A 21,295-nucleotide genomic window follows, 5' to 3' on the forward strand; every position below is an offset into this window, starting at 1 on the left:
AAGCGGGTCGCGCAGCTAGACACAGAGGCAAGTAGCCATGTCCCCACAGTACGTTCGCAGCGCAAGGCGTGCGACTGGTTTTCGGTCGCCCCACCGGCTGCCAGGATGTGCCGCATGAGTGAGAGAGATGTCGAGAAGACGTACACCGTCGAGGAGTTCGCCGCGAAGCTCCGCCGGCTGGCGGACGCCCTGGAGAGTGGCAAGCCGTTCCGGATCCAGATCGCCGGCGAGCGGTTCACGGTCCCGAAGAACGCGCAGATCAGCGTCGAGCACGAGCGCGGTGAGGACGAGGAGGAGGTCGAGTTCCAGCTGAAGTGGAGCCTGGCCGACTCCGACGAGGAGCCCGAGGACGACGACGCCGTCTGACCAACGCTAGTCGGCGACGAGCAGCGAGAACCGCTCGTCGCACTGGACGACTTCGCGCGGGGTGAAACCGGCGGCGGTGACCAGCTCCGAGTACTCCTGCTCGGTCCGGTCGGCGCCGCCGGCGATCACCAGCATCTCGATGTCGTCGAACTTGGAGTAGTGGGCGCCGTTCCCGGCCGGGACCATCGTCTCGGCGATCAGCACCGGCCCGCCGCCGGCGCGGACCGCGCGCAGGATCCGGATCGCCTGCTCGTCGTCGAAGTTGTGCAGGCAACTCTTGAGCAGGTACGCGTCACCCGGTGGTACGGCGGCGAAGAAGTCCCCCGCGACCAGGTCGACGCGGTCCAGCACCGCGGCCAGGGTCTCGCGCGCCGAGGACAGGACGCTGTCCAGCTCCAGCAGAACCCCGCGGAGGCCGGGGTACACGGTCAGCAACTCGAGCAGCAGGTTGCCCGAGCCAGCGCCCAGATCCACCACCGTCCGGTACGACGAGAAGTCGTGCGCGGCGACGATCGGGCCCATCGCCTGGTCGTGGAAGCTCGCGACGGTCGCGCCGAAGACCGCGGCGTCGTCCGGATGCGTCTGCAGGTAGTCGTAGATTCTCGTCCCGAACGTGCTAGCGAAGGCGGGCTCGCCGGTCCGGACGGACTCGCTGATCCGCGCGTACGGCGTCCAGAACGGTTCCAGGGCGAACATCCGGGCGGCCGCGCGCAGCGATCCCGGGACGTCGGAGCGCAGCAGCTCGGCGGTCTCGGTGAGCGCGAACCGGCCGTCGGCGTCCTCGGCGAAGACCCCGATGCTCGCGGCGGCCCGCAGTACGCGGTAGAGCGCACGGGCGTTGACGTTGGTGGTTTCGGCGAGCTCGGCGGCGGTCAGCGGTTTGTCCACCAGCGCGTCGGCGATGCCCAGCTCGGCGACGGTGGCGAGCACCGGCGGGATCCACTTGCCGGTCAGGTACCGGGTCAGCTCCTGGCGTGCGGTCATGATTCCCCTCCAGCGATACGGTCAGGCGACCTGACCAAAACGGTAAGGTACCCTGACCGTCATGTCAACGGAGTACAGCTCCCCCGGCCGCTGGTTCGGCCTGCTGCGGGTGGCGTTCGACCAGGCGATGGCCGCCGTCGAGACCGAGCTCGGCCGCCGGTACCCCGAGCTGCGGCCGGCGCACCTGCAGCTGTTCCGGTTCGGTGGGATCGACGGGCTGCACACCAGCGAGCTGGCCGCGCACGCGGGCATCACCAAGCAGTCGATGCACGAGCTGGTGACGCATCTGGAGCGGCACGGGTACCTGACGCGGGCGCCTGACCCCGCGGACTCGCGCGCCCGGCTCGTCCGGCTGACCGCGAAGGGCCGCCGGCTGGAGAAGGATCTGGTGCGCGCGATCGACGTCGTCCGGGACGACTGGCGGGAGCGCCTCGGCGAGGAGCGGCTGGACGCGTTGTGGTCGATACTTCAGGAGCTGACCGGAGAGGTGACGCCCGGAGGGAGAACGCGGTGACGATCGCGGTGTACGGCGCGGGCGGGATCGGGTGCTACGTCGGCGGGCGGCTGGTCGCCGGTGGGGCCGACGTCGTGTTCGTCGGTCGGCAGCGGATCGGCGACGAGCTGGCCGAGCACGGGCTCCGGCTGACCGACTACAAGGGCGCCGACGTTCGCGTGTCGGATCTGCGATTCGCGACGACGCCGGCGGCGGCCGCTGACGCTGACCTCGTGCTGGTGACGGTGAAGTCGGCGGCGACCGAAGGCGCGGCTGAGGAGCTGGCCGGCGTACTGAAGCCGGGTGCCGTGGTGGTGAGCTTCCAGAACGGGCTGCGCAACGGCGAGGTCCTGCGGGAGCGGCTGCCGGAGCAAGTCGTGCTGTCCGGGATGGTCCCCTTCAACGTGCTGAGCAAGGGCGGCGGGGCGTTCCACCAGGGCACCGAGGGCGGGCTCGATGTGCAGGCGCACGCGGCGCTCACGCCGTACGGCGAAGCGTTCGCGAAGGCCGGGCTGCCGCTGACGCAGCACGACGACGTCGTACCGGTGCAGTGGGCGAAGCTCCTGCTCAACCTGAACAACCCGGTCAACGCACTGTCCGACCTGCCGTTGCGCGACGAGCTGTCGCAGCGCTCGTACCGCCGCTGCCTCGCGGCCGCGCAGGAGGAGACGCTGAAACTCCTGCAGGACAAGAGGATCCGGCCCGCGAAGCTCACGGCACTGCCGCCCGGGCGGATGCCCGCGGTGCTGCGGCTTCCGGACTGGTTGTTCCGGCGGCTGGCGTCGAAGATGCTCGCGATCGACCCGTACGCGCGGACGTCGATGTGGGAGGACCTGCAGGCCGGTCGGCGGACGGAGATCGATTATCTGAACGGCGAGGTGGTCCGCCTGGCCGAATCGCTGGGCCGCACAGCACCGGTCAACGCCAAGCTCGTTGAGCTGGTTCGTGCCGAGGAAGCCGGACCACGCCACGTCTGGACCGGTGAAGAGCTGTCCAAGCAGCTACGGATTTAGAGCCGCGGGTGGGAGCAGGTCGTGGTCACCGAGCGGCCAGTCGGCCGGCGCTGGACCCAACGCAGACAGGGCATCCAGCTGCAGCAAGCACCAAGGCGACAGCCCCGGCCAGGAGGCCACCTTCGACCACTCCACCCACTCGTACGCCGCGACCTCGGTGGGCTCCGGCTGCGGGTCGCCGTCCCAGGTGACCCGGTAGACCGGGCAGATCTCGTACTCGACGACGCCGGCCAGCTCGGCGCGGTAGCGGAACTCCGGCAGCACCAGTTCGACCTGGTCCGCGACGATGCCGAGCTCGTCGGACAGCCGCCGGCGTACGGCGTCAGGCAGCGGCTCGCCCGGCAAGGGATGCCCGCAGCAACTGTTCGTCCAGACTCCCGGCCAGGTGGTCTTCGTGTGCGCCCGCTGGGTCAGCAGCACACGGCCGCTGCGGTCGAAAACGTAACTGGAGAAGGCCAGGTGCAGCGGGGTCGACGCGTGGTGCACGGTCGCCTTGTCCTGGCTGCCGATCGCGTGGCCCGCTTCGTCCAGCAGGACGACTTTCTCCGTGTTCACCAGGTCAAGCGTAGTGCTAGTCTCGTGGACGTGACGAAGCAGCGTGCGACGTATCGACCGGCTCTGGGAGGAGCCGGGAGCTAGTCGCGCCCTGAAGCAACCGCTTCGTACCAGAGCCTCCGAGGCAGGAACCGTCCGGTTCCTGCCTCTTTCCGTTGCCGGGAGGCTCGTCCTCTCGCCGTCTGCTCCGAGAGGACCCTCATGAACGACGCCCAGGCCGTGATCGACCGGTTACGGCGGACCACCGACAGCATCGTCGGCGAGGCCGACCTGCGCACCCGGCTGGAGTCCGGCCGGCCGCTGCGGATCAAGTACGGCGTCGACTGCACCGCGCCCGACCTGCACCTCGGGCACGCGGTGAACTTGTGGATGATGCGCGGCCTGCAGGACCTCGGCCACACCGTCGTGTTCCTGCTCGGCGACCTGACCACCCGGATCGGCGACCCGACCGGGCGCAGCGAGACCCGCCCGGTGCTGACGCCGGAGGAGATCGAGGTCAACGCGGCCGCGTTCCTCGAGCAGGTCTCGCTGGTCCTGCGGACCGATCCAGCCGTTTTCGAAGTACGCCGGAACTCCGAGTGGTACGACGCGATGGACGTCGCGACGCTGCTCGGATTGTTCTCCCACGTGACCCAGGCGCAGCTGATGGCGCGCGACATGTTCCGGGCGCGGGTCGCGGCCGGGCGCGAGATCGCGCTGCACGAGCTGACCTACCCGGTGCTGCAGGGCTACGACAGCTTCGCGCTGCGCAGCGACCTGACGATCGTGGGGACCGACCAACTGTTCAACGAGCAGCTGGGCCGGCACTTCCAGCAGCGCCTCGGTGCTGAGCCGCAGGTGGTGATCACGAGCACGATCACGCCCGGGCTCGACGGTGGCCCGAAGCAGTCGAAGTCGCTGAACAACTACGTCGCGCTGACCGATTCGCCGAAGGACAAGTTCGGCAAGCTGATGAGCCTGCCCGACGAGCTGGTCGAGACCTGGGCGCGGGTGTACACCGAGCTGCCGCTGGACGCTGTGGCCGCGCTGGGGAGCGCTGCTGCGGATGGCGGGCCCGCTGCTCGGGACGCGAAGCTGCGGCTGGCTGCTGCGGTCGTGACTCGCTACCACGGCGCTGGTACGGCGCGAGCCGAACTGGACGCGTTCCAGCGCGTCTTCTCGCAGCGGGCCGAGCCGGACGAGCTGCCGGAGGTGGTGATCGACTCGACCACGCTGTCGGCGTTGGAGCTGTTGGCCGCCGTACGGCCGGATGTGAGCAAGTCCGAGCTGCGCCGGCTGTTGCGGCAGGGTGCGGTGAGTGTGGACGGGACTCGGCTGCGCGACTCGGAGGAGCTGGTGGAGGTGCACGCCGGGGCTGTGGTGCGGTCGGGACGGCGGGTGTGGCACCGGGTGCGGCGAAATTCGCAGGCGGCGGACGCGTGATGCCGGAGCATCTGTGAGGTGAGCGAGACGAAGACGGTGGAGGCGCTGGTCAGCCTCGGCGCGCGGTACCTGGGCCGGGTCGGGCCGTTCGAGGCCGACCGGCCGTGGTGGTCGGAGATCGAGGCGGTGACGGCGTACCTGGATGAGCTGCTGGGGGTGCGGAGCTTGGTGCTGCGGCTTCTGCAGGCGGATGAGGCTGCGGTCGGGCGTGGTGGGCGCGTGGTCTATCACGTGCAGGTGGACCGGGAGCCTGCTTCGGGGGTGCTCGATCTGACGCCGTGTGCTGGGTGGGACGAGATCGTTGCGCCGCATCCGTTGCGTGCGAGCTGGGCGGAGGTCGACGGGCCGCAGCGGTTGATCTCGTGGGCGCAGACGTTTCTTGGTTTGCAGCAGGCGAGGCAGGTGAAGACGTGGAACCTGTCGTGCCTGATCCGCTTCCCCGGCGCGTGGGCGAAGGCGACGAGCACGTTCTGCAGCGTCGATGCCGAGGTGATCCAGTGGGTGCGCCAGTACGACGCTGAGCTGGCGCCGGAGGTCCTCGGCGTTGATGTGGCTCGCCGCTGGTCGCTGCTGGCGCATGCGCCGGGGGTGGACTGCTGGGAGCCGGACGACGCGACGCTGCGGGACGTGATCGGCCGGTGGGTCGCCGTACAGGCTGGGCTTGCTGGTGCTGAGCTGCCGGTGCCGCGGCTGCTCCCGGAGGAGATCGGGGCGGCGTTGCCACCCACTCGGGTTGCGGCGGCGCTCCCTCAACTGCTGGAGCGTCTCGACGCCGCGGGCCTTCCCAACACCTTGGTGCACGGCGACTTCCACCCCGGCAACTGGCGCTCGGACGGCACCACCCGCCGCATCGTCGACTGGGCCGACAGCTACGTCGGCCACCCCGCCGTCGACCTCCACCGCCTCTGCGGTTACCTCCCACCGGCGCAACAGGAACTAGCGCGCGCTGTCTGGATCTCCGCGTGGAAAGAGCACCTCCCCCACAGCGATCCGGCCCTGGCCCTCCCGCCGGTTACCGTCCTCACTCGGCTGCTCGGCGCGATCACCTACCAGCGCTTCCTCGACAACATCGAGCCGGCCGAACGGATCTACCACGAGGGCGACCCCGCCTCCGAACTAGCCGCCGCAGCCACCGCTGCCGACCACCTGGGAGTCCTGTGATCCTCGCTGATCACCACCGACCACGCGAGCACGGCGTACCGCCTGACCGGCCCAGTCGCCCTGCGCCCGGCCGAACAGGTCGAGATCCTCGGCCGGGCCTTGGGCCGGCCCCTGCGCGCGATCGAACTGTCCCCCACCGAGTCCCACGCGGAACTCCTCGCCGCCATGCCCCAGGCCTACGCCGACGCCATCCACGGTTTCTACGGCGAAGGATTCATCGACGAGACGACGGTCAACCCAACCGTCGAGGAGATCACCGGTCACCCGGCCCGCCCCCTGCAGGAGTGGGTGTCGGAGAACGCCGAACGCTTCAGCTGACCGCGAGCGTCCGCAGGTGGTCGATCATCGTGTCGACCGCTTTGATCAGCGGGTCCGGCGTACGGCGTACCTGGCTCAGCAGCAGACCGCCCTGGACCGCAGCGAGCATCGCGACGGCCAGCTGAGCGGTGTCGGCGCTCGGCGACAGCTCACCGCGGGACTGCATGCGGGTGAGCCCGTCCTCGATCAGCGACTCCCACATCTGGAAGGCGTTCGCGAGCTGCACCCGGGCGACGGGATCGGCCTCGGACAGGTCACTGGCCAGTGACCCCAGCGGGCAGCCGCCGGCGCACTGCGTCGCGGTGAGGATGCCGACCATCAGGTCCCGCCAGTTGCCCAGGGCATCGAAATCGTCGAGGCGGTCGAGCCCTTCGCGCTGGACGTCGAGGACCTGGCCGCTCTGGTACTCGATCACCGCGAGCACCAGCGCGTTCTTGCCCGGGAAGTAGTGGTAGAGCTGCGACGGGCTGACCGCGGCCGCCGCCTGGATGTCCTCGATCGTCGTCCGGGCCACGCCCTGGTCGAGCATCAGCCGGGACGCGGCGGCGACGATCCGGTCCCGGGTCGCCTGTCCCTTGCGCGTCAGTGCCATCTCTCGAGCGTACCGATTCTGGAGTTGATACTCCAAAAACAGATCCGCAGGATTGGAGCAGATACTCCAAGAGAGAGGCACTGCGATGACTGCAGACTTCACCGGCCGGACCGCGCTCGTCACCGGCAGCACCAGCGGCATCGGCCGCGAGGTCGCCCGCCAGCTCGCCACCCGGGGCGCTCACGTGCTCGTCAGCGGGCGCGACGCCGAGCGCGGCGCGGCGACGGTCGAGGCGATCCGGTCGAGCGGGGGCAAGGCCGACTTCATCCAGGCGGACCTGGCCGACCCGGCGAGCGTTCAGCAGCTCGCCGTCCGCGCGATCGAGCTCGGCGGCCAGGTCGACATCCTGGTCAACAACGCCGGGCTGTTCCCGTTCGCGCCGACCGCGGAGGTGCCGCAGCAGGAGTTCGACGAGGTGTACGCCGTGAACGTGCGCGCACCGTTCTTCCTCGTCCAGGCGCTGGCCCCGGCGATGGCCGAGCGCGGCAACGGCGCGATCGTGAACGTCACCACGATGGTCGCAACGTTCGGCCTGGCCGGCGCGGCCGTCTACGGCTCGAGCAAGGCGGCGCTGCAACTGCTGACGAAGACATGGGCCGCCGAGTTCGGCGCGGCCGGCGTACGGGTGAACGCGGTGAGCCCCGGACCGACCCGAACCGAAGGCACAGCGTCAATGGGCAGCTCCCTCGACGGCCTCGCGACGACAACCCCACTCAACCGCGTCGGCAAGCCTGAGGAAGTGGCGGCCGGCATCGTCTTCCTGGCCTCCGACACCGCCGCACAGATCCACGGCGTCGTCCTGCCGGTGGACGGCGGGCGCCTGGCGGTCTGACATCCGAACCCACTCCTCGCGCCGTCTCGTCTTTGAGCACCACCCAGCCGTTTCAACGACGCGATAGTGACTGACCGGCGCTCAAAGACGCCGCGATCGCCCAGGGGCGGCCACGGACCGGGGGGCCGGACGGCGGTGGTAGCTGAGCAGGGCAGCGCGGGGAGGGGCGTCGTGGCGGGTGCACGTCGGCGTGCACCACGGCAGGGCCACCGCCGGCTAGTCGCTGGTGACAGGTGCCATGGATCCTCTGATCTTGCGCACCTTCGATTAGGTGCTTGTAGCAACTATTTGTAGCGGGCGACCTCGTCCAGCGGCCGCGGTTCTTCACGGATCCGCACGGTCTCGCCGACCCGCTCGACGGCGATCCACGGCACGTACCAGACCCGGCCCAGCTTCCAGTGCACGAGCCGCCGCAGCAACGCCGGACCGACGTGCCGCTCGTACCCGAACAACCGGGTCGACCGCTTCTCGACCACGATCAACCCGTCGATCCGCAGCGCCGCCTGCCGGGACGTCAGCAGCGGCCCGTCCTGCACCAGCCGGACGTCGGCGACACCGCCGATCTCGTTGCCGTTGGCATCGAGCACCCGGCGGCCGAGCAGCTCATTCAGTCGCATCGCCGGCTCCTGGGATCCGGTCGATGACGTGCTCCTCGACCCAGTCGTCGTGGCGGTCCAGATCCAGGTCCTGGTTGAGGATCTTCACCGCGGAGCCGATCTCGGTGATCTGGTTGGCGGGGATGCGCTCCCGGCCGGAGATGAGCGCGGTCACGACCGGTACGTCGGCGTCGAGGTCGAGCTCGACGTCGTCGATCTTGCCGAGCATCCGCCCGCTGTGCTGGTCGAGCAGCTGCCGGTCCAGCAGGTGCAGCTGCGCGTGCAGAACCCGTCCGGTCATCACTGCCCCGCCTTCGTCACGATCATCAACGGGATCGCCGCGATCGATGCCACCAGCAACAACCCCAGGTAGATCAGGGCCAGGAAGTTGCGCATCCGACCGTTCGTGCCGGTGCCCATGTAGTCCGGGTCGTTGGCGACGATCAGGATCGGCAGGTAGGTCAGCGGCAGCGCCATCGCCGCGAACACCACGGAGTACTCGGTGACTTTGACCGGGTCGACGGCGGTGAGCAGCGTCAGCACCGAGAGCAGCAGGCAGACGATGATCACCAGGTGGAACCGCGACGCCTCCCGCGGCCGGACGAACTTGCCCCACTGCCAGCCGCGGTACTGCGCGATCGTGTACCCGCAGGACAGCGCGGTCTCCAGCGCCGCCCCGAAGGTCGCCGCGAACATCCCGACCAGAACGACGGCCAGCCCGAGCTGCCCGAGCGCGACCGCGGTCGGCAGCGCGACCTGGCCGAGCGTGCTGACCTGGATCCCGGCCGGCAGGTAGACGACGGCCGCGCAGCCTGCGATCGCCAGCGACAGCAGCCCGCCGAGCGGGAACCCGATGAACACGTTCGTCCGCTCGGTGGCCAGATCTCGCCGCGTCCACTTCTCCTCGACGCCACCGGAGGAGAAGAAGAACACCTCGTACGGCGTCATCGCCGCGCCGAACAGCGCGATCGCGTAGTACGCGTACGTCGCCCACGACTCGTGCCCGATCGGGTGTGGGCTCGTTGCCTGGTGCAGCAGCTGTCCCCAGTCCGGGCCGAGCTTCCAGAGCGCGACGGCGAACACGATCAGCAGCAGCCCCATCAGCCCGAAGGTGGTCTCCAGCTTGGAGAACTTCACCTTCCAGATCACCAGCCAGACCGCGAACGCCGCGAGCGGCATCCAGAGCAGGTAGTTCACCCCGCTGGCCAGCTCGAACGCGAGCGCGATGCCACCGATCTCGGCGACCAGGGTCAGCACGGTCACGAGGAACGACGAGACGAGCGTGACGAACCCGGTCTTCGGGCCGAGCCGCTCGCGGATCAGGTCGAACACGGGTCGGCCCGAGATGGCGACGACGCGGCCCGCCATGTCGGCGTACAGGCAGATGCCGATCACGCCGACCACGACCACCCAGGCCAGGTGCATCCCGAACCGCGCGCCGACGAGTGCGTTCGTGACCAGGTCCCCGATGTCGACGAACCCGCCGATCGCGGTCAGGATGCCGAGCGTGACGGCCAGCAGCTTCTTCACCCGGCGAGCTCCAGGAGCTGCTGTGCGCTCTTCTCCAGCGCTGCCACTTGCTGAGCCGCCGCTGCCTCGTCCCCGTTCCCGAGCGCGATCCGTGTGTCGGTGACTGCCTGTGCCGCATCGTCGAGCAGCTGACTGATCCGGTCGTACAGCTTCCGCGCTTCGTCCGTTTCCGGCTGCTGACTGTCGAACCCGGAGACGATGCCATCGAGCGCCTTCTCCGAGTCCTTCACCAGCTGCCCGGCAGGCTGCGCCCAGAGCTTCCCGTCGCCGAGCTGCTGCACCGCCAGCCGCGCGGTCCCAACCTCGGCAGCGGCTTCGCGCGCGGCCTGCGCTCCGGCGTCCTGGATCTGCTGCTCAGGCCCCGCACAGGCGGTCAGGCAGACGAGTAGCAGGACACCCAGCACCCATCTCATCCGCCGCTCCCAGGTCCGCCGTCATCCGCCGGACCCGGTACCCCATCAGCCGCCGATACAACCTCCGGGCAACGACCTGCCTCAGGTGGCCGGGCCGAGGGCGGCGACGTACTCGGCGCCGGAGATCGCCGTACCGAAGCGCGGGAAGACGTAGGAGACCGCGAAGTCGTGGGCGGCCGCGTCGAGACCGGTCATCGCGTCGGTCAGGTAGACGGTCGCGTAGCCGAGGTCGTCGGCGACCCGGCCGGTGGACTCGACGCCGAAGTTGGTGGCGATCCCGGCGAGCGCGACGGTCGCGATGTCGCGCTTGCGCAGCTCGTCGTCGAGCCCGGTGCCCTGGAACGCGCCGACCGTCCGCTTCACGATCTCCAGGTCGCCGGGTTGGGGGTCGAGCTCCGGCGCGAGCTCGCTGCCCTCCGGCTGTACGCCGACGCCCGGCCGCTCGACGCGCACGTGGACCACGGTCCCGCCCACCGACCGCGTCGCCTTCGCCAGCGCGATGCACCGCTCCAGCACCTCACGACCGGCCAGCGGCGCGGTCTCGAGCGCGATGATCCGCGGCATCAGGTCGATCAGCACGAGGGCGGTCCGCCGGGCTTCCAAGCTGAAAGTCATCCCCCGACCCTAGCCGCCCCCACCTGAGGTGTGGGGGCGGCAGGAGTCCTACTACTGCAGTCCGGCGGCCAGCTGTTCGGCGTACTGGACGTCCTTCTCCTTCGCCGAGAAGCCGAACCGGAAGGTCCCACCCTCGTACGTCCCCACCGGCAGCGCCCGCCCACCCGGCTGCCACAGCGGCTGCCAGGCGACCGCGCCGTTCGGCGGGTCGTACCAGTGGTTGTCGGTCGACCACGCCGACCCCGCCTTGTACGCCGTGACGACGCTCAGCCCAGCTCCCGTCGCCATCGACCAGGCCGGCAGCCCGGCGACATCGCCGTTCCGCTCGAATCCACTCGGATCACCCTGGTTCCCGAGCGCCGAGTCGACGTTCAGCGCGACCTCCCACACCGGCGCGGTCGTGGCCCCTCGAACGTTCCACCGCAGCGACGTGTCGAACGTCCGCGCCCCGAACGCGAACGTCCAGTCCGCGGTCACCGGCTCGTCGTTGAACCTGATGCCCTTCAGCGTCAGCCGGTCCCGCCGTGACTCCACCCGCGCGGCCGGTCCGGCCGTGTCGGTGGCGCCGAAGTTCCCGACCGCCAGGTACGGCGCGGTCGAGCGCGACGACGAGTCGAGCGCGGCCTTGTACTTCCCGCGCCCCGACGGATCGACCTCGAGCTTCCGAAGCGCCGCCCGCGGGGCGCTCTGGATGTCCGCCCGGTAGTACTTGGTCGAGACCACCCGCCCCTTCGTCACCTGCAGCGCGTCGAAGTCGAGCGGAGCGACGTACAGCCCGCCCTTCCCCCACCCAGCACCGGTGACCCACCACTTGCGCCCGTCCTGGACGACCTCGGCGGCGTGCGCCGCGATCGTCCCGACCAGCTGGTCGACGGTGAACTTCAGCGGGTCCTTGCTCTTGTACACCTTCGTCGACTCGTACCCGCCGTCACAGCAGACGAACAGGTACCAGTCCGACCCACGCTGTACGACGAACGGCGACTCGGTCGGCCCACCGAACGTTCCGGTCGCCGGATGCTGGAACGCCGTCTTCCGCTCGCTCCAGTGCCGCAGGTCCGGACTGGTGCGGTAGGCAACGATGTGGTTGCCCCCGGCAGGCGTCGAGTTGGCCGTGTAGTACATCACCCACTGGTTGCCGACCCGGTGCACCATCGGGTCGCGCCCGTCGAAGCCGTCGGTGAACAGCGGGTTCGCCGCCGTGTCCCGGGTCCAGGTGACGAGGTCCTTCGAGGTCGCCAGCTGCATCCGGTACGCCGTGTGGTCCTCGGTGCCGCCGGCGTAGAACATGTAGTAGGTGCCGGCGTCGTACATCACGTACGGCGCCCAGATGTGGCTCTCCCCGGCCGCCGGATCGGCGAACAGCGCTGGCGCCTGCTTGGTCCACGGCCCGTTCGGCGTCGGCGCCGTGGCGTGCCCGAAGCTCTTCTCGTCGAGCGGGTTCGCCGGCTCGGCGTGCGTGATCGCGTACACGTGCCAGGTCCCGGTCTTGCGGTCCTGGACGAGCGTGTGGTCGTTGTAGTACCACTGCTCGTTCTCGCCCACGCTCGGGTCGTACACCTTCACGAACTTGCCCGCCGCGACCACGCGGTCCACCTGCACGTACGGCGTACTGCGCACCCGGTCGTCACCTCCTCCGTGTCCGGCCGACGCCGGCAGGGCTGCCCCGCTCAGGAGGGCGGCTCCGGCCAGCGCCGCCAGGATCCGTCGCCCGCGCATCAGCTGAGCTCCAGATCCAGCACGTCCACCCCGGCCAGGAAGTTGACCGCCGCGGCGTTCTTCCCGGTCAGCGTGACGCTCAGCTGGTGCTTGCCGGCGGCAAGCGTCGCGTTGCCCAGGTCAACCTTCTGGGTGCCGACGCCAACGGCCTGGTAGCCGTCGAACGAGACCGGCTGGTTGCCGTCGACCGCGAGGTCGACGATCCCGTAGTCGGCGGCCTTGGTCAGCACCGACGACAGCTTGTACGTCCCCGCCGACGGCACCGAGAACTCGAGCACCACCTTGTCACCCGCCTTCGTTCCGTGGATCCACAGTTGACTTCCGCCCGACCAGCTGACGCCGCAGCAGTTGCCCTGCGGGTCGACCGGCACGGTCGCCGAGACGGCCGGCAGCAGCGACTCGGCCTCGACCCGGATCGTGCTGCCCGAGGTCGCCTGCGCGGTCGCGGACTTCGTGCTCTCCTGCCCGGCCAGGTCGACCGCCGAGACCCGGTACTTCCAGGTCTCCTTGAGCCCGAGCGCCCGGTGCACGAAGCCGGGAACGGTGCTCGTGCCGATCAGCTTCTCGGCGGCACCGGCCTTCGCGCCGTACACCTTGTACTGCGCGATCCCGCTGTCGTCCGACGCCTCGGACCAGGTCAGCCCGATCGCGTTGTCGGTCCGCCCGGTGGCGACCAGGTTCGTCGCCGCGGCCGGCGCCTTGCGGTCGGCGTACGGGAGGACGAGCGACTGGACGGCGTACGCGGCGGCGGTCCAGGCGGGGGCACCGGCGGTCGGCCGGAGCTCGATGCTCAGCTTGGTCTTGCCGAAGGTGAGCGACGCCGGAAGCTGGTAGTTGTCGTCGAGCCAGCGCTGCCGGTCGTTGCCGAGCGGCTGCAACCAGGTACCCGCGTCCTTGCCGTTGACAACCACCTTGGCGGACTGCCCGGCGACGTTCTGGTCACCGGTACGGCGCAACGTGACGCCGCGGTTGATCGGGTCGACCTTGACCTCGAACCTGATCGGGCTCGTTGCCGAGCGCACCTGGTCGGTGAGCACGGTGTCGTCGTGGTCGCCCTCGTAGACCGAGGTCAGGTCCGCGGTCTGCGCACCGGAGTCGGCGTACTTGTGCTGCGTGCGGCTGGCCGCCGAACCGGTGTCGATGCGGTCGGTCTCGCGAGCCCCGAACAGCGGGCTGGAGCCGAGCTTCGGCGCGGTGTAGAGGTACGCGGTCGAGCCGTAGATCGACGTGTGGTCGTTCTGCTGGCCGTGCTCGATGCCGAAAGCCAACTGGTTCTGGAAGCCGATCGAGTCGGTGATGTGCAGCCGCCAGGCGCTGTCGCACTCGACCGCGCAGGCGCCCAGGCGGACCTCGTGCCCGGAGTTGCCGTGGAACGGTGTCGAGTAGGTGCCCTGGTTGAAGTACCAGCCGGACTCGTAGTAGTCCTCGGTGCCGGTGCCGTGGATCGCCGGGGTGCGCTCGCCGTCGACGTACACGCGCTCGTCACCTTCGAGGTAGCCACGCGTGTTGCCGTCGGGCTGCAGACCCTCCATGGTCTGCGAGACGCCGACGAACTTGCCGCGACCGGTGCTCTGGGCAATCATCCAGTCCTGGCCGGTGACCGTCTGCGCCCGGTGCGAGAGCGCGGTGAAGTAGCCGCTGGTCCCGGTCAGCAGGTCGACGGCCGCGCCGGCGTCGCGGGCCGAGGTGACCTCGCCCTGACCGGTCAGCCGGTACGCCGACTTGTTGACCAGCGTGACGGTGGCCTTGGCGACGTACGGCATCGGCCACCAGGCCGAGTACCAGCCGTCCGGGTCCATCCCGAAGAACAGGCTGTGCACCGGGTTCTCGCCGAGCCCGGAGCCGAAGAACTCGCCGACCGGCGCGTCCACCTGGAGCTTGCCGTCGACAACGACCTGGACGCGGGCGCCGGCCAGCAGCGCGTCGGAGGACTTGACCCGCTCGAGGTCCTCGTCGGTCGCGGCGTACGGCATCGAGTTGCGGCCGGTCCACTTCTGCTGGGTGTTGGTGTAGTGGTGCGCCTGCTCCTCGGCCGGGTGCTCGGTGCCGAGGTCGAGGGTGTCGGTGCGCTGCGCGGTGCCGCCGACGATCGAGTCGGCCCAGTAGGTGAACTCGTTGAAGTCCAGGTCCGAGGAGACGAACTCGTTGCGAATGGTCAGGGTCGACTTGCCCGCGGTCAGCGCGGCCGGCAGGTCGAGGACCTGGTCGTACCACTGCGCGCCGGCGGCCGGCAGCGGCGCCCACTCGCCCGCGACGACACCGTCGACGAGAACCTTCGCGCGCTGGTTGCCGATCTTGCGGTCCATCCGGCGGATCAGCTTGACGCCGGTGTTGGCCGGGTCGACCGCCATCGTGAACTCGCTGGTCCCGGTGTGCGCGCGGCCGTCGTCGGAGACGCTCTTCAGGTTCAGGCCCTGGATGGCCGGGAACTTCAGCCGCAGCGCGCTCAGCTCACCGGGGCCGGTCGCCTCGGCCAGCTTCACCTGCGCGCCGGGCTTCAGGTCGACGGCCTTGGCCGTCGTACGGGCTCCTGGCTTGACCGGCTTCGGGTCCTTCGTACCGGCGGCCTTGAGCAGCGCGACGACGTCCTCGGCCTTGTCGGCCGGGTCGAAGGTCCGGACGCCGTTGGCGTCGGGGAACTCGCGGTAGTCGACGTGGTAGAAGTACGGGTTGCTCTGCGTGGTGACCTTCATCGAGTGCTGGTACGGCATCGGGACGCGGACGTAGACGCCGCCGCTGGTCTCCATCGCATTCGCCACCAGCGGGTAGACGAACGGCGCGCCGAGCTTGCCGTCGACCAGGTCCTGCAGGCTGGTGTCGACGACCTTCCTGCCGTCGAGCTCGATGGTGATCCTGCCGGTCTTGGTGACGTTGCCCTCGTCGCGGGTGAACCAGATCGAGGCGACCTCGCCCGGCCCGGCGTCCTCGGCGATCACGCAGCCGGAGGCGTCGGTGCGCAGGCACGAGTAGGTGCCGTCGAACCCGTCGTTGTTGGTGCCGTCGCGGCCGAAGCTGGAGAACTGCTTGGTGCGGACCCCGTTCTGCAGCTCGGGCAGGCGGTCGAGCCGCCGGTAGACGTCCCAGCCGACCGGGCCGTTGCCCCCGGCCACGCTCGGCGCGGCCGGTGCGGCGGACGACGTACCGGCGGAAACCGCCGGAAGAACAAGGAGTGATCCCAGCAGAACTGCGGTGGCGCGGCGCAGCAACCTGGTCATAGGCGGGCCTTCCCAGAAGCTCGGAAATCGATTTCTCAGATGTCTACCATCCCGTCCGGTGGATGAGAAGAGTTCGGCCCCAACACCTTGTCCTCACCAGGTACGAGACAGACTGTTCCCGCACGCCGTATTCCAGTCCTCACCCGCAGGAGACACCGATGAGTTCTGCTCCAGCCCAGATCGCCGTCACCGGCCTCGCCGTGATGGGCCGCAACCTGGCCCGGAACCTGGCCCGCAACGGCTTCCGCGTCGCCGTCCACAACCGGTCCCAGGGCCGCACGGACGCACTGGTCGCGGAGTTCGGCCACGAGGGTGAGTTCGTCCCCGCCGCGGACCTGCCGGCGCTGGTGGAGTCGCTCGAGACGCCGCGCAAGATCATCATCATGGTCAAGGCCGGCGAGCCGACCGACGCGGTGATCGACGAGCTGGTGCCGCTGCTGTCCGAGGGCGACATCGTCGTCGACGCGGGCAACGCGCACTTCGCCGACACCCGCCGCCGCGAGGACGCACTGAAGGCGAAGGGCCTGCACTTCGTCGGCGCCGGCGTCTCCGGCGGCGAGGAGGGCGCGCTGAACGGCCCGAGCATCATGCCCGGCGGCTCGACCTTCGCCTACGCGGCGCTGGAGCCGATGCTGACCAAGATCTCCGCTCACGTCGGCGGCGAGCCGTGCTGCGTGCACGTCGGCCCGGACGGCGCCGGCCACTTCGTCAAGATGCTGCACAACGGCATCGAGTACGCCGACATGCAGCTGATCGCGGAGTCCTACGACCTGCTCCGCCAGGTGCTCGGGCTGTCCGCATCCGAGGTGGCCGACGTGTTCCGCGAGTGGAACAGCGGCGACCTGGAGTCGTTCCTGATCGAGATCACCGCCGAGGTGCTGTCCCAGGTCGACGAGTCGACCGGCGGGCCGTTCGTCGACGTCGTGCTCGACCAGGCCGAGCAGAAGGGCACCGGGCGCTGGACCGTCCAGGTCGCGCTCGACCTCGGGATCCCGGTCAGCGGGATGGCCGAGGCGGTCTTCGCGCGGTCGCTGTCGGGCGACGTCGTACGGCGTAAGGCCGGCGCGGGCGCGCTGCCCGGGCCGGCGAGCTTCGAGGCCCCGGCCGACCGGGACGCGTTCATCGAGGACGTCCGGCACGCGCTGTACTCGTCGAAGCTGGTCGCCTACGCGCAGGGCTTCGACGCCATCCGGGCCGCCTCCGAGCAGTACGGCTGGGACATCGACCTGGGCGCGATGGCCAAGATCTGGCGCGGCGGCTGCATCATCCGGGCCCGCTTCCTGGACCGGATCAAGGAGGCCTACGACCGCGACGCGAACCTGCCGTCGCTGCTCGTCGACGACTACTTCAAGGAAGCCGTCGCGAACGGCCAGGAGGCGTGGCGCCGGGTCGTCGGCGTCGCCGCCGCCGCGGGCATCCCGGCACCGGGCTTCTCGGCCTCGCTCTCGTACTACGACGGCCTGCGCGCGGAGCGCCTGCCGGCCGCCCTGATCCAGGGCCTGCGCGACCTGTTCGGCGCGCACACCTACCACCGGGTCGACCGCGAGGGCGCGTTCCACCTGGACTGGTCCGGTGACCGCAAGGAGCACGACGCCTGAGGTAGTTGACGCTGCAGTGGGATTGGCGCTGAGATCGAACATATGTTCTACTGTTCACTCAGCGCCAGCCCGCTCCGGCGGGGACATGTTCACCCAGGGAGATCGCCGCAACGATGACTGTAGACACTTTTGCAGCTGAAGCTCAGACCGACACCGTCGACACTCCCGCCGACGCGACCGACGTGACCGCCCCCGACGCGGACACCACGACCCCCGCGGCCGACGCTTCCCCGTCGGACGCCCCCGCCGCCTCGGACGCTTCGCCGTCCGACGCGTCGTCCTCCGACGAGCCGACCCCGGCTCCGGCCCCCGCGGCCGAGAAGCCCAAGAAGGCCCCCGCCAAGAAGGCTCCCGCGAAGAAGACCAAGACCCTCGAACTCACCCTCACCGTCACGGGCACCGCCGACGGCGAGTGGAAGGCTGAGCTCAAGCAGGGCAACAGCTACATCGCCAAGAACCTCCTGGTCGCCGCGGCCGCAGTCTCCCGCGCCGCCAAGGAACTCCACGAGGACCTCTCCGGCCCCATCGACGAGGTCATCGACGCCGCCCGCGAACAGCAGGCCGCCAAGGTCGCCGCCCTCGAAGCCGAACTCGAAGCAGCCCGCCGAGCCCTCGCCGAACTCGACGACTGACCCCCAATCCCGCAGTCGGCCCGGGGACTTCCCTTCCCCACCGACCGTGGCCCCCTGGGCGGGGACAGAGGCGTCCGCCCCCACCCAGCGCACTGAGGAGCATGCCGGGCCGTCGAAAGACGGCCCGGCATGACGCGTTCCCGCCCAGGAACGCAGCCCAAGCCGGCAACCCCAGCCCAGCCCGGCCCGGTCAGCCGCCCGGGGACCTCAACCCCAGCCGGTCCCCCGCCCTGGGACCTCAGCCCCAGCCGGTCACCCGGCCAACAACCCCAGCCCCAGCCGGTCCCCACCGAAGCCAAAGGTGTGCAGGGCAAAGGCCAAGCCCAAGGTGACGCCTGCTGACTTCTCGCCCAAACAGCGCGCCTGTAGCTGCCAATCGGCGGAGGCAGGCGAGAAGTACACAGGTGGCACCTACCCGCACCCAACCGCCGACCCGCAGCCGGCGCCGCGAGGCCCGAACCACCCGCACCCGACCTACGTGCGCCAACCCCAGCCGGTCAGCTGACAAGCAACCCCAGCCCCCGCCGCTCGCCGTACAAACAACCCCAGCCCCAACCGGTCAGCCGACAGGCAACCTCAGCCCCGGCGTTCGCCGTACACGCACCCCCCCACCCACAAACCACATGATGCAACCCCCGCCCCCATGCAACGGTTACCCCGTGCCCAACCACCCCCCAACCACCCCCGCCAACGACCCCACCCTCCTAGCAATCCTCAAAGCCGCAGCCCTCCCCACCACCGGCAGCTTCCTCCCCAAAGCCGGCTGGGTCAGCCGCGTCTGGGTCGGCGAAAACCACGTAGTACGCCTCAGCACCGATCGATTCCCCGACGCCTACCACCACGAGGCCGCCGTCGTCGCCCTCCTGGCCGACACCGACGTCCCTCACCCCCGCCAAATCGCCCAAGGCACCGCCCCACAAGGCCCCTGGTCAGTCACCGAACGAATCCCCGGCCGAACCCTCCACGAGACCTGGCCAACCGCCGACACCCCCACCCGCCAATCGATCATCAAAAGCCTGGCCGCAGCACTGCGCGCCCTCCACCGCATCCCCGCCCCGCCGAACCTCCGCCCACCCTGGCTGATCAACGCCCTAGCCGGCCACCCATGGCCCGCCTTCCACCCACCAGTGGTGTCCGCAACACTCCAAAACCTCGAAGCAGCCCAGCAACACGAAGACCACGACCCACAGCTGCTCAAAGACGTAGCCATCTGGATCCAGGACCGCCTCCCCCTCTTCGCCACCGACGAACAAGTCCTCGTCCACGGCGACCTCCACGGCTCCAACATCATGGTCGACCAAGGCCAAGTCACCGGCCTCATCGACTTCGCAGAAGCAGTAGCCCAACCCGCGGACGTAGAGCTCGACACCCTCCTCCGCTGGTGCGCAAACGCGCGAGACTACCCGCCAACCCCAGACCGCCAAGGCCTAGACGAATCCACCCTCACCGAAGTCCCCACCTGGCTGCACAACGCCTACCCAGAGCTCTTCGACCGCGACAACCTCCGCGAACGATTGAACTTCTACGACCTGTACGTAGAGCTGGCGATCCACGCCCACCACCCCCAGCCCGACATCCGTCAAACAGCACAACACCGCATCGCGAACCTCCTCTCCGGCCACAACCACCTGGACAGACTCCACTGGTAGACCCCGACCTCGACCGTTCTTCCCGCCACATCCCATCAGCGGCGAATCTTTTCCACCGATTCACCGCGAAAGATGTGACGCATCCGGCACGCCGGACCGCTGGGCGAGCGCCACCCTCGCGCCGTACCGTATTTGCTCTGGGTTCACCTTCCGGGCCCTGGCCGCTCCGAACAGAAGAGGTCAGATGAGCACCTTCCACGACCTGGGATCGCTGCTGATGGTCCGCGGCGCCGACGAGCTCGACCACGCCGGCGGCACGCTCTACGTTCACCTGCACCGCGTCGCCAAGCGACTCACCACTCTCGGCGCAACCGACACTCTGGTGCTGGCCGGTCTGGCCCACGCGGCGTACGGCACCGACGGCTTCCCCACCCACCTCTTCGACTGGCAGAACGAACGCCCGGTCCTCGAAGCCGCGATCGGCGCCGAGGCGGAGCAGCTCGTCTACCGGTACGGCGCCTGCGAGCGCGAGACGACCTGGCGCGACCTGGCCGAGCACCACACGGTCACCGACCGCTTCACCGGTACGTCGGAGGAGCTGTCGACCGCCGAGCTCCGCGACTTCGTCGACCTCTCGATCGTCAACGAGCTGGATGTCCTCGACCACGCCCCGCACCTGGCCGGCAAGCTCCGCCCGTACCTGCAGGAGCTGATCCCTCGCTGGCAGTCCCTCGCCTCTCCCGCGGTCCTCGCCGACGCGACCCGAACCCTCGAGCTCTCCCCAGCACCCAGCTGACCTAGTGGTGCGAGAACTCCCGCATCGTCGTGAGCACGACCGCGACGAGCAACGCGGTCACGCCCGCCGCCGTGCACAACCACAGCGGGAAGTCCGTGAACGCCGCCGTACCGGCGAAGACCACCGGCCCGGCGTGCACGCCGACCAGCCGCCGATGCCGGCGTAGCCACCGCAGAATCGGCGGCGCCGGCATCCCCACCGGGACCAGCAGCACCAGGGCGACCAGCCCGACCGCGAGCCCTCGCCGGTCCATCACCAGCGCGGCCAGCAGCAACCACACCAGTGGCGCGAACACGAGCATCCACCACGGCGGTTGCCAGAGCTCGGACCGTTCCGGCTCCGGTCCGGCTTCACTGTCCGACACGGCCCTGCGCCTCCTCACGCGCTGCCCCGGATACGAGTCTGGCAGGTCCAGAAAACATTCCTGGAAAACGGTAGGCCGACAACGCATGATCGATACATGGCCCAGTACGAAGTGATCGCCCGCACCCGGCAACCCCGGCGCCTGACCACGTCCGCCTATCTCGACTCGGCGAAGCTCGACAAGGGCATGCGTTTCGTCCGTACCGAAACGCTCCCGGACGGCCGCGTGGCCGTAGTACTGCAGCACAAGTCCAGCCCGCGCAAGCACGACTTCGCGGCGGCAACGGCCCACCGGACCCTCGCCCAGCTCGGCATCCCGGCGATCGAGGTCGAGCAACTGGACCTCTTCCGCCTCGACAAGCACGGCCGGGCGCTGGTCCGATCCTGGAAGCAGCCCCCGGCCGACCCGTCCGGCGACCGCGAACCTCGCCGTCCGCTCCCAAACCCGCCGAGCTTGCGCGCCTTCAGGGATTAGGGCATCGCTGTCGGCGGCGGT

The 21,295-nt window shown here is 69.6% G+C and carries 23 protein-coding genes; 12 read left to right on the plus strand and 11 right to left on the minus strand.

The features are described 5' to 3' along the window. Positions 1–114 precede the first annotated feature (114 nt). Entirely contained in the window at positions 115–366 is a 252-nt protein-coding gene (locus AB0M01_RS23295) for an amphi-Trp domain-containing protein (RefSeq protein ID WP_363672759.1), read from the plus strand. A 6-nt stretch (positions 367–372) separates the two neighbouring features. Here AB0M01_RS23295 and AB0M01_RS23300 read toward each other — a convergent pair whose 3' ends face one another. Next, entirely contained in the window at positions 373–1,350 is a 978-nt protein-coding gene (locus tag AB0M01_RS23300) for a methyltransferase (protein ID WP_363672761.1), read from the minus strand. A gap of 61 nt (positions 1,351–1,411) precedes the next feature. Between AB0M01_RS23300 and AB0M01_RS23305 the strand changes: the two genes are divergently transcribed. Together AB0M01_RS23305 and AB0M01_RS23310 are read left to right on the plus strand one after the other, a co-directional pair. Continuing rightward, entirely contained in the window at positions 1,412–1,864 is a 453-nt protein-coding gene (locus tag AB0M01_RS23305) for a MarR family winged helix-turn-helix transcriptional regulator (RefSeq protein ID WP_363672763.1), read from the plus strand. Continuing rightward, entirely contained in the window at positions 1,861–2,856 is a 996-nt protein-coding gene (locus AB0M01_RS23310; protein ID WP_363672765.1) for a 2-dehydropantoate 2-reductase, read from the plus strand. Before AB0M01_RS23305 ends, AB0M01_RS23310 begins: the two co-directional genes overlap by 4 nt. Here AB0M01_RS23310 and idi read toward each other — a convergent pair. After that, the gene (gene idi, locus AB0M01_RS23315; RefSeq protein WP_363672767.1) at positions 2,845–3,411 is read right to left on the minus strand and encodes an isopentenyl-diphosphate Delta-isomerase; all 567 of its coding nucleotides are present in this window, start codon (positions 3,409–3,411) and stop codon (positions 2,845–2,847) included. The two genes, AB0M01_RS23310 and idi, sit on opposite strands and share 12 nt — an antisense overlap. Positions 3,412–3,612: 201 nt before the next feature. Here idi and tyrS point away from each other — a divergent pair, with 201 nt between their 5' ends. The 3 genes from tyrS (at position 3,613) to AB0M01_RS23330 (ending at position 6,312) form a co-directional block, all read left to right on the plus strand. After that, positions 3,613–4,833 (plus strand): tyrosine--tRNA ligase, encoded by a 1,221-nt coding sequence (tyrS, locus tag AB0M01_RS23320; protein WP_363672769.1) that lies wholly within the window; start codon positions 3,613–3,615, stop codon positions 4,831–4,833. Positions 4,834–4,851: 18 nt separating this feature from the next. Then, positions 4,852–5,994: an aminoglycoside phosphotransferase family protein gene (locus AB0M01_RS23325; protein ID WP_363672771.1), complete on the plus strand. Its 1,143-nt coding sequence runs from the start codon at positions 4,852–4,854 to the stop codon at positions 5,992–5,994. 165 nt (positions 5,995–6,159) lie between these two features. Continuing rightward, positions 6,160–6,312: a hypothetical protein gene (locus tag AB0M01_RS23330; RefSeq protein ID WP_363672773.1), complete on the plus strand. Its 153-nt coding sequence runs from the start codon at positions 6,160–6,162 to the stop codon at positions 6,310–6,312. Here the strand turns inward: AB0M01_RS23330 and AB0M01_RS23335 are convergent. Continuing rightward, a complete protein-coding gene (locus AB0M01_RS23335) occupies positions 6,305–6,904 on the minus strand; it encodes a TetR/AcrR family transcriptional regulator (protein ID WP_363672775.1) in 600 nt (199 codons plus the stop codon). The two genes, AB0M01_RS23330 and AB0M01_RS23335, sit on opposite strands and share 8 nt — an antisense overlap. 85 nt (positions 6,905–6,989) lie before the next feature. Here AB0M01_RS23335 and AB0M01_RS23340 point away from each other — a divergent pair, with 85 nt between their 5' ends. Next, the gene (locus tag AB0M01_RS23340) at positions 6,990–7,736 is read left to right on the plus strand and encodes an SDR family oxidoreductase (RefSeq protein ID WP_363672777.1); all 747 of its coding nucleotides are present in this window, start codon (positions 6,990–6,992) and stop codon (positions 7,734–7,736) included. Between the two features lie 284 nt (positions 7,737–8,020). On the opposite strand, the gene AB0M01_RS23345 is transcribed toward AB0M01_RS23340, so the two are convergent. From AB0M01_RS23345 to AB0M01_RS23375, 7 genes are all read right to left on the minus strand, one after another. Next, on the minus strand, positions 8,021–8,353 hold the full coding sequence (locus AB0M01_RS23345; protein WP_363672779.1) for a hypothetical protein: 333 nt from the start codon (positions 8,351–8,353) through the stop codon (positions 8,021–8,023). Then, the gene (locus tag AB0M01_RS23350) at positions 8,340–8,633 is read right to left on the minus strand and encodes a hypothetical protein (RefSeq protein ID WP_363672781.1); all 294 of its coding nucleotides are present in this window, start codon (positions 8,631–8,633) and stop codon (positions 8,340–8,342) included. The genes AB0M01_RS23345 and AB0M01_RS23350 overlap by 14 nt, the downstream gene beginning before the upstream one ends. Then, a complete protein-coding gene (locus tag AB0M01_RS23355) occupies positions 8,633–9,862 on the minus strand; it encodes a divalent metal cation transporter (RefSeq protein ID WP_363672783.1) in 1,230 nt (409 codons plus the stop codon). The genes AB0M01_RS23350 and AB0M01_RS23355 overlap by 1 nt, the downstream gene beginning before the upstream one ends. Further along, positions 9,859–10,275, minus strand: a complete 417-nt coding sequence (locus AB0M01_RS23360) for a hypothetical protein (protein ID WP_363672785.1) — start codon at positions 10,273–10,275, stop codon at positions 9,859–9,861. Before AB0M01_RS23360 ends, AB0M01_RS23355 begins: the two co-directional genes overlap by 4 nt. 81 nt (positions 10,276–10,356) lie before the next feature. After that, the gene (locus tag AB0M01_RS23365) at positions 10,357–10,890 is read right to left on the minus strand and encodes an isochorismatase family protein (RefSeq protein WP_363672787.1); all 534 of its coding nucleotides are present in this window, start codon (positions 10,888–10,890) and stop codon (positions 10,357–10,359) included. A 51-nt stretch (positions 10,891–10,941) separates the two neighbouring features. Beyond that, positions 10,942–12,606 carry a family 43 glycosylhydrolase gene (locus tag AB0M01_RS23370; RefSeq protein WP_363672789.1) on the minus strand — a complete coding sequence of 555 codons (1,665 nt, stop codon included), beginning with the start codon at positions 12,604–12,606 and terminating at the stop codon, positions 10,942–10,944. Then, positions 12,606–15,821 (minus strand): DUF2961 domain-containing protein, encoded by a 3,216-nt coding sequence (locus AB0M01_RS23375; protein WP_363672791.1) that lies wholly within the window; start codon positions 15,819–15,821, stop codon positions 12,606–12,608. The genes AB0M01_RS23370 and AB0M01_RS23375 overlap by 1 nt, the downstream gene beginning before the upstream one ends. Before the next feature lie 158 nt (positions 15,822–15,979). Between AB0M01_RS23375 and gndA the strand changes: the two genes are divergently transcribed. The 4 genes from gndA (at position 15,980) to AB0M01_RS23395 (ending at position 20,436) form a co-directional block, all read left to right on the plus strand. Continuing rightward, on the plus strand, positions 15,980–17,419 hold the full coding sequence (gndA, locus tag AB0M01_RS23380) for an NADP-dependent phosphogluconate dehydrogenase (RefSeq protein WP_363672793.1): 1,440 nt from the start codon (positions 15,980–15,982) through the stop codon (positions 17,417–17,419). 113 nt (positions 17,420–17,532) lie between these two features. Beyond that, positions 17,533–18,051: a DUF6319 family protein gene (locus tag AB0M01_RS23385; RefSeq protein WP_363672795.1), complete on the plus strand. Its 519-nt coding sequence runs from the start codon at positions 17,533–17,535 to the stop codon at positions 18,049–18,051. A gap of 659 nt (positions 18,052–18,710) precedes the next feature. Then, positions 18,711–19,700: a phosphotransferase gene (locus AB0M01_RS23390; RefSeq protein ID WP_363672797.1), complete on the plus strand. Its 990-nt coding sequence runs from the start codon at positions 18,711–18,713 to the stop codon at positions 19,698–19,700. Between the two features lie 184 nt (positions 19,701–19,884). Next, on the plus strand, positions 19,885–20,436 hold the full coding sequence (locus AB0M01_RS23395; protein WP_363672799.1) for a DUF6817 domain-containing protein: 552 nt from the start codon (positions 19,885–19,887) through the stop codon (positions 20,434–20,436). A 1-nt stretch (position 20,437) separates the two neighbouring features. Here AB0M01_RS23395 and AB0M01_RS23400 read toward each other — a convergent pair whose 3' ends face one another. Further along, entirely contained in the window at positions 20,438–20,800 is a 363-nt protein-coding gene (locus tag AB0M01_RS23400) for a hypothetical protein (protein WP_363672801.1), read from the minus strand. Positions 20,801–20,896: 96 nt separating this feature from the next. Between AB0M01_RS23400 and AB0M01_RS23405 the strand changes: the two genes are divergently transcribed. Next, positions 20,897–21,274, plus strand: a complete 378-nt coding sequence (locus AB0M01_RS23405; RefSeq protein WP_363672803.1) for a hypothetical protein — start codon at positions 20,897–20,899, stop codon at positions 21,272–21,274. The last annotated feature ends 21 nt before the right edge of the window (positions 21,275–21,295 follow it).

Origin of the sequence: Kribbella sp. NPDC051770, from assembly GCF_040681455.1 — a bacterium.
Classification (GTDB): Bacteria; Actinomycetota; Actinomycetes; order Propionibacteriales; family Kribbellaceae; genus Kribbella.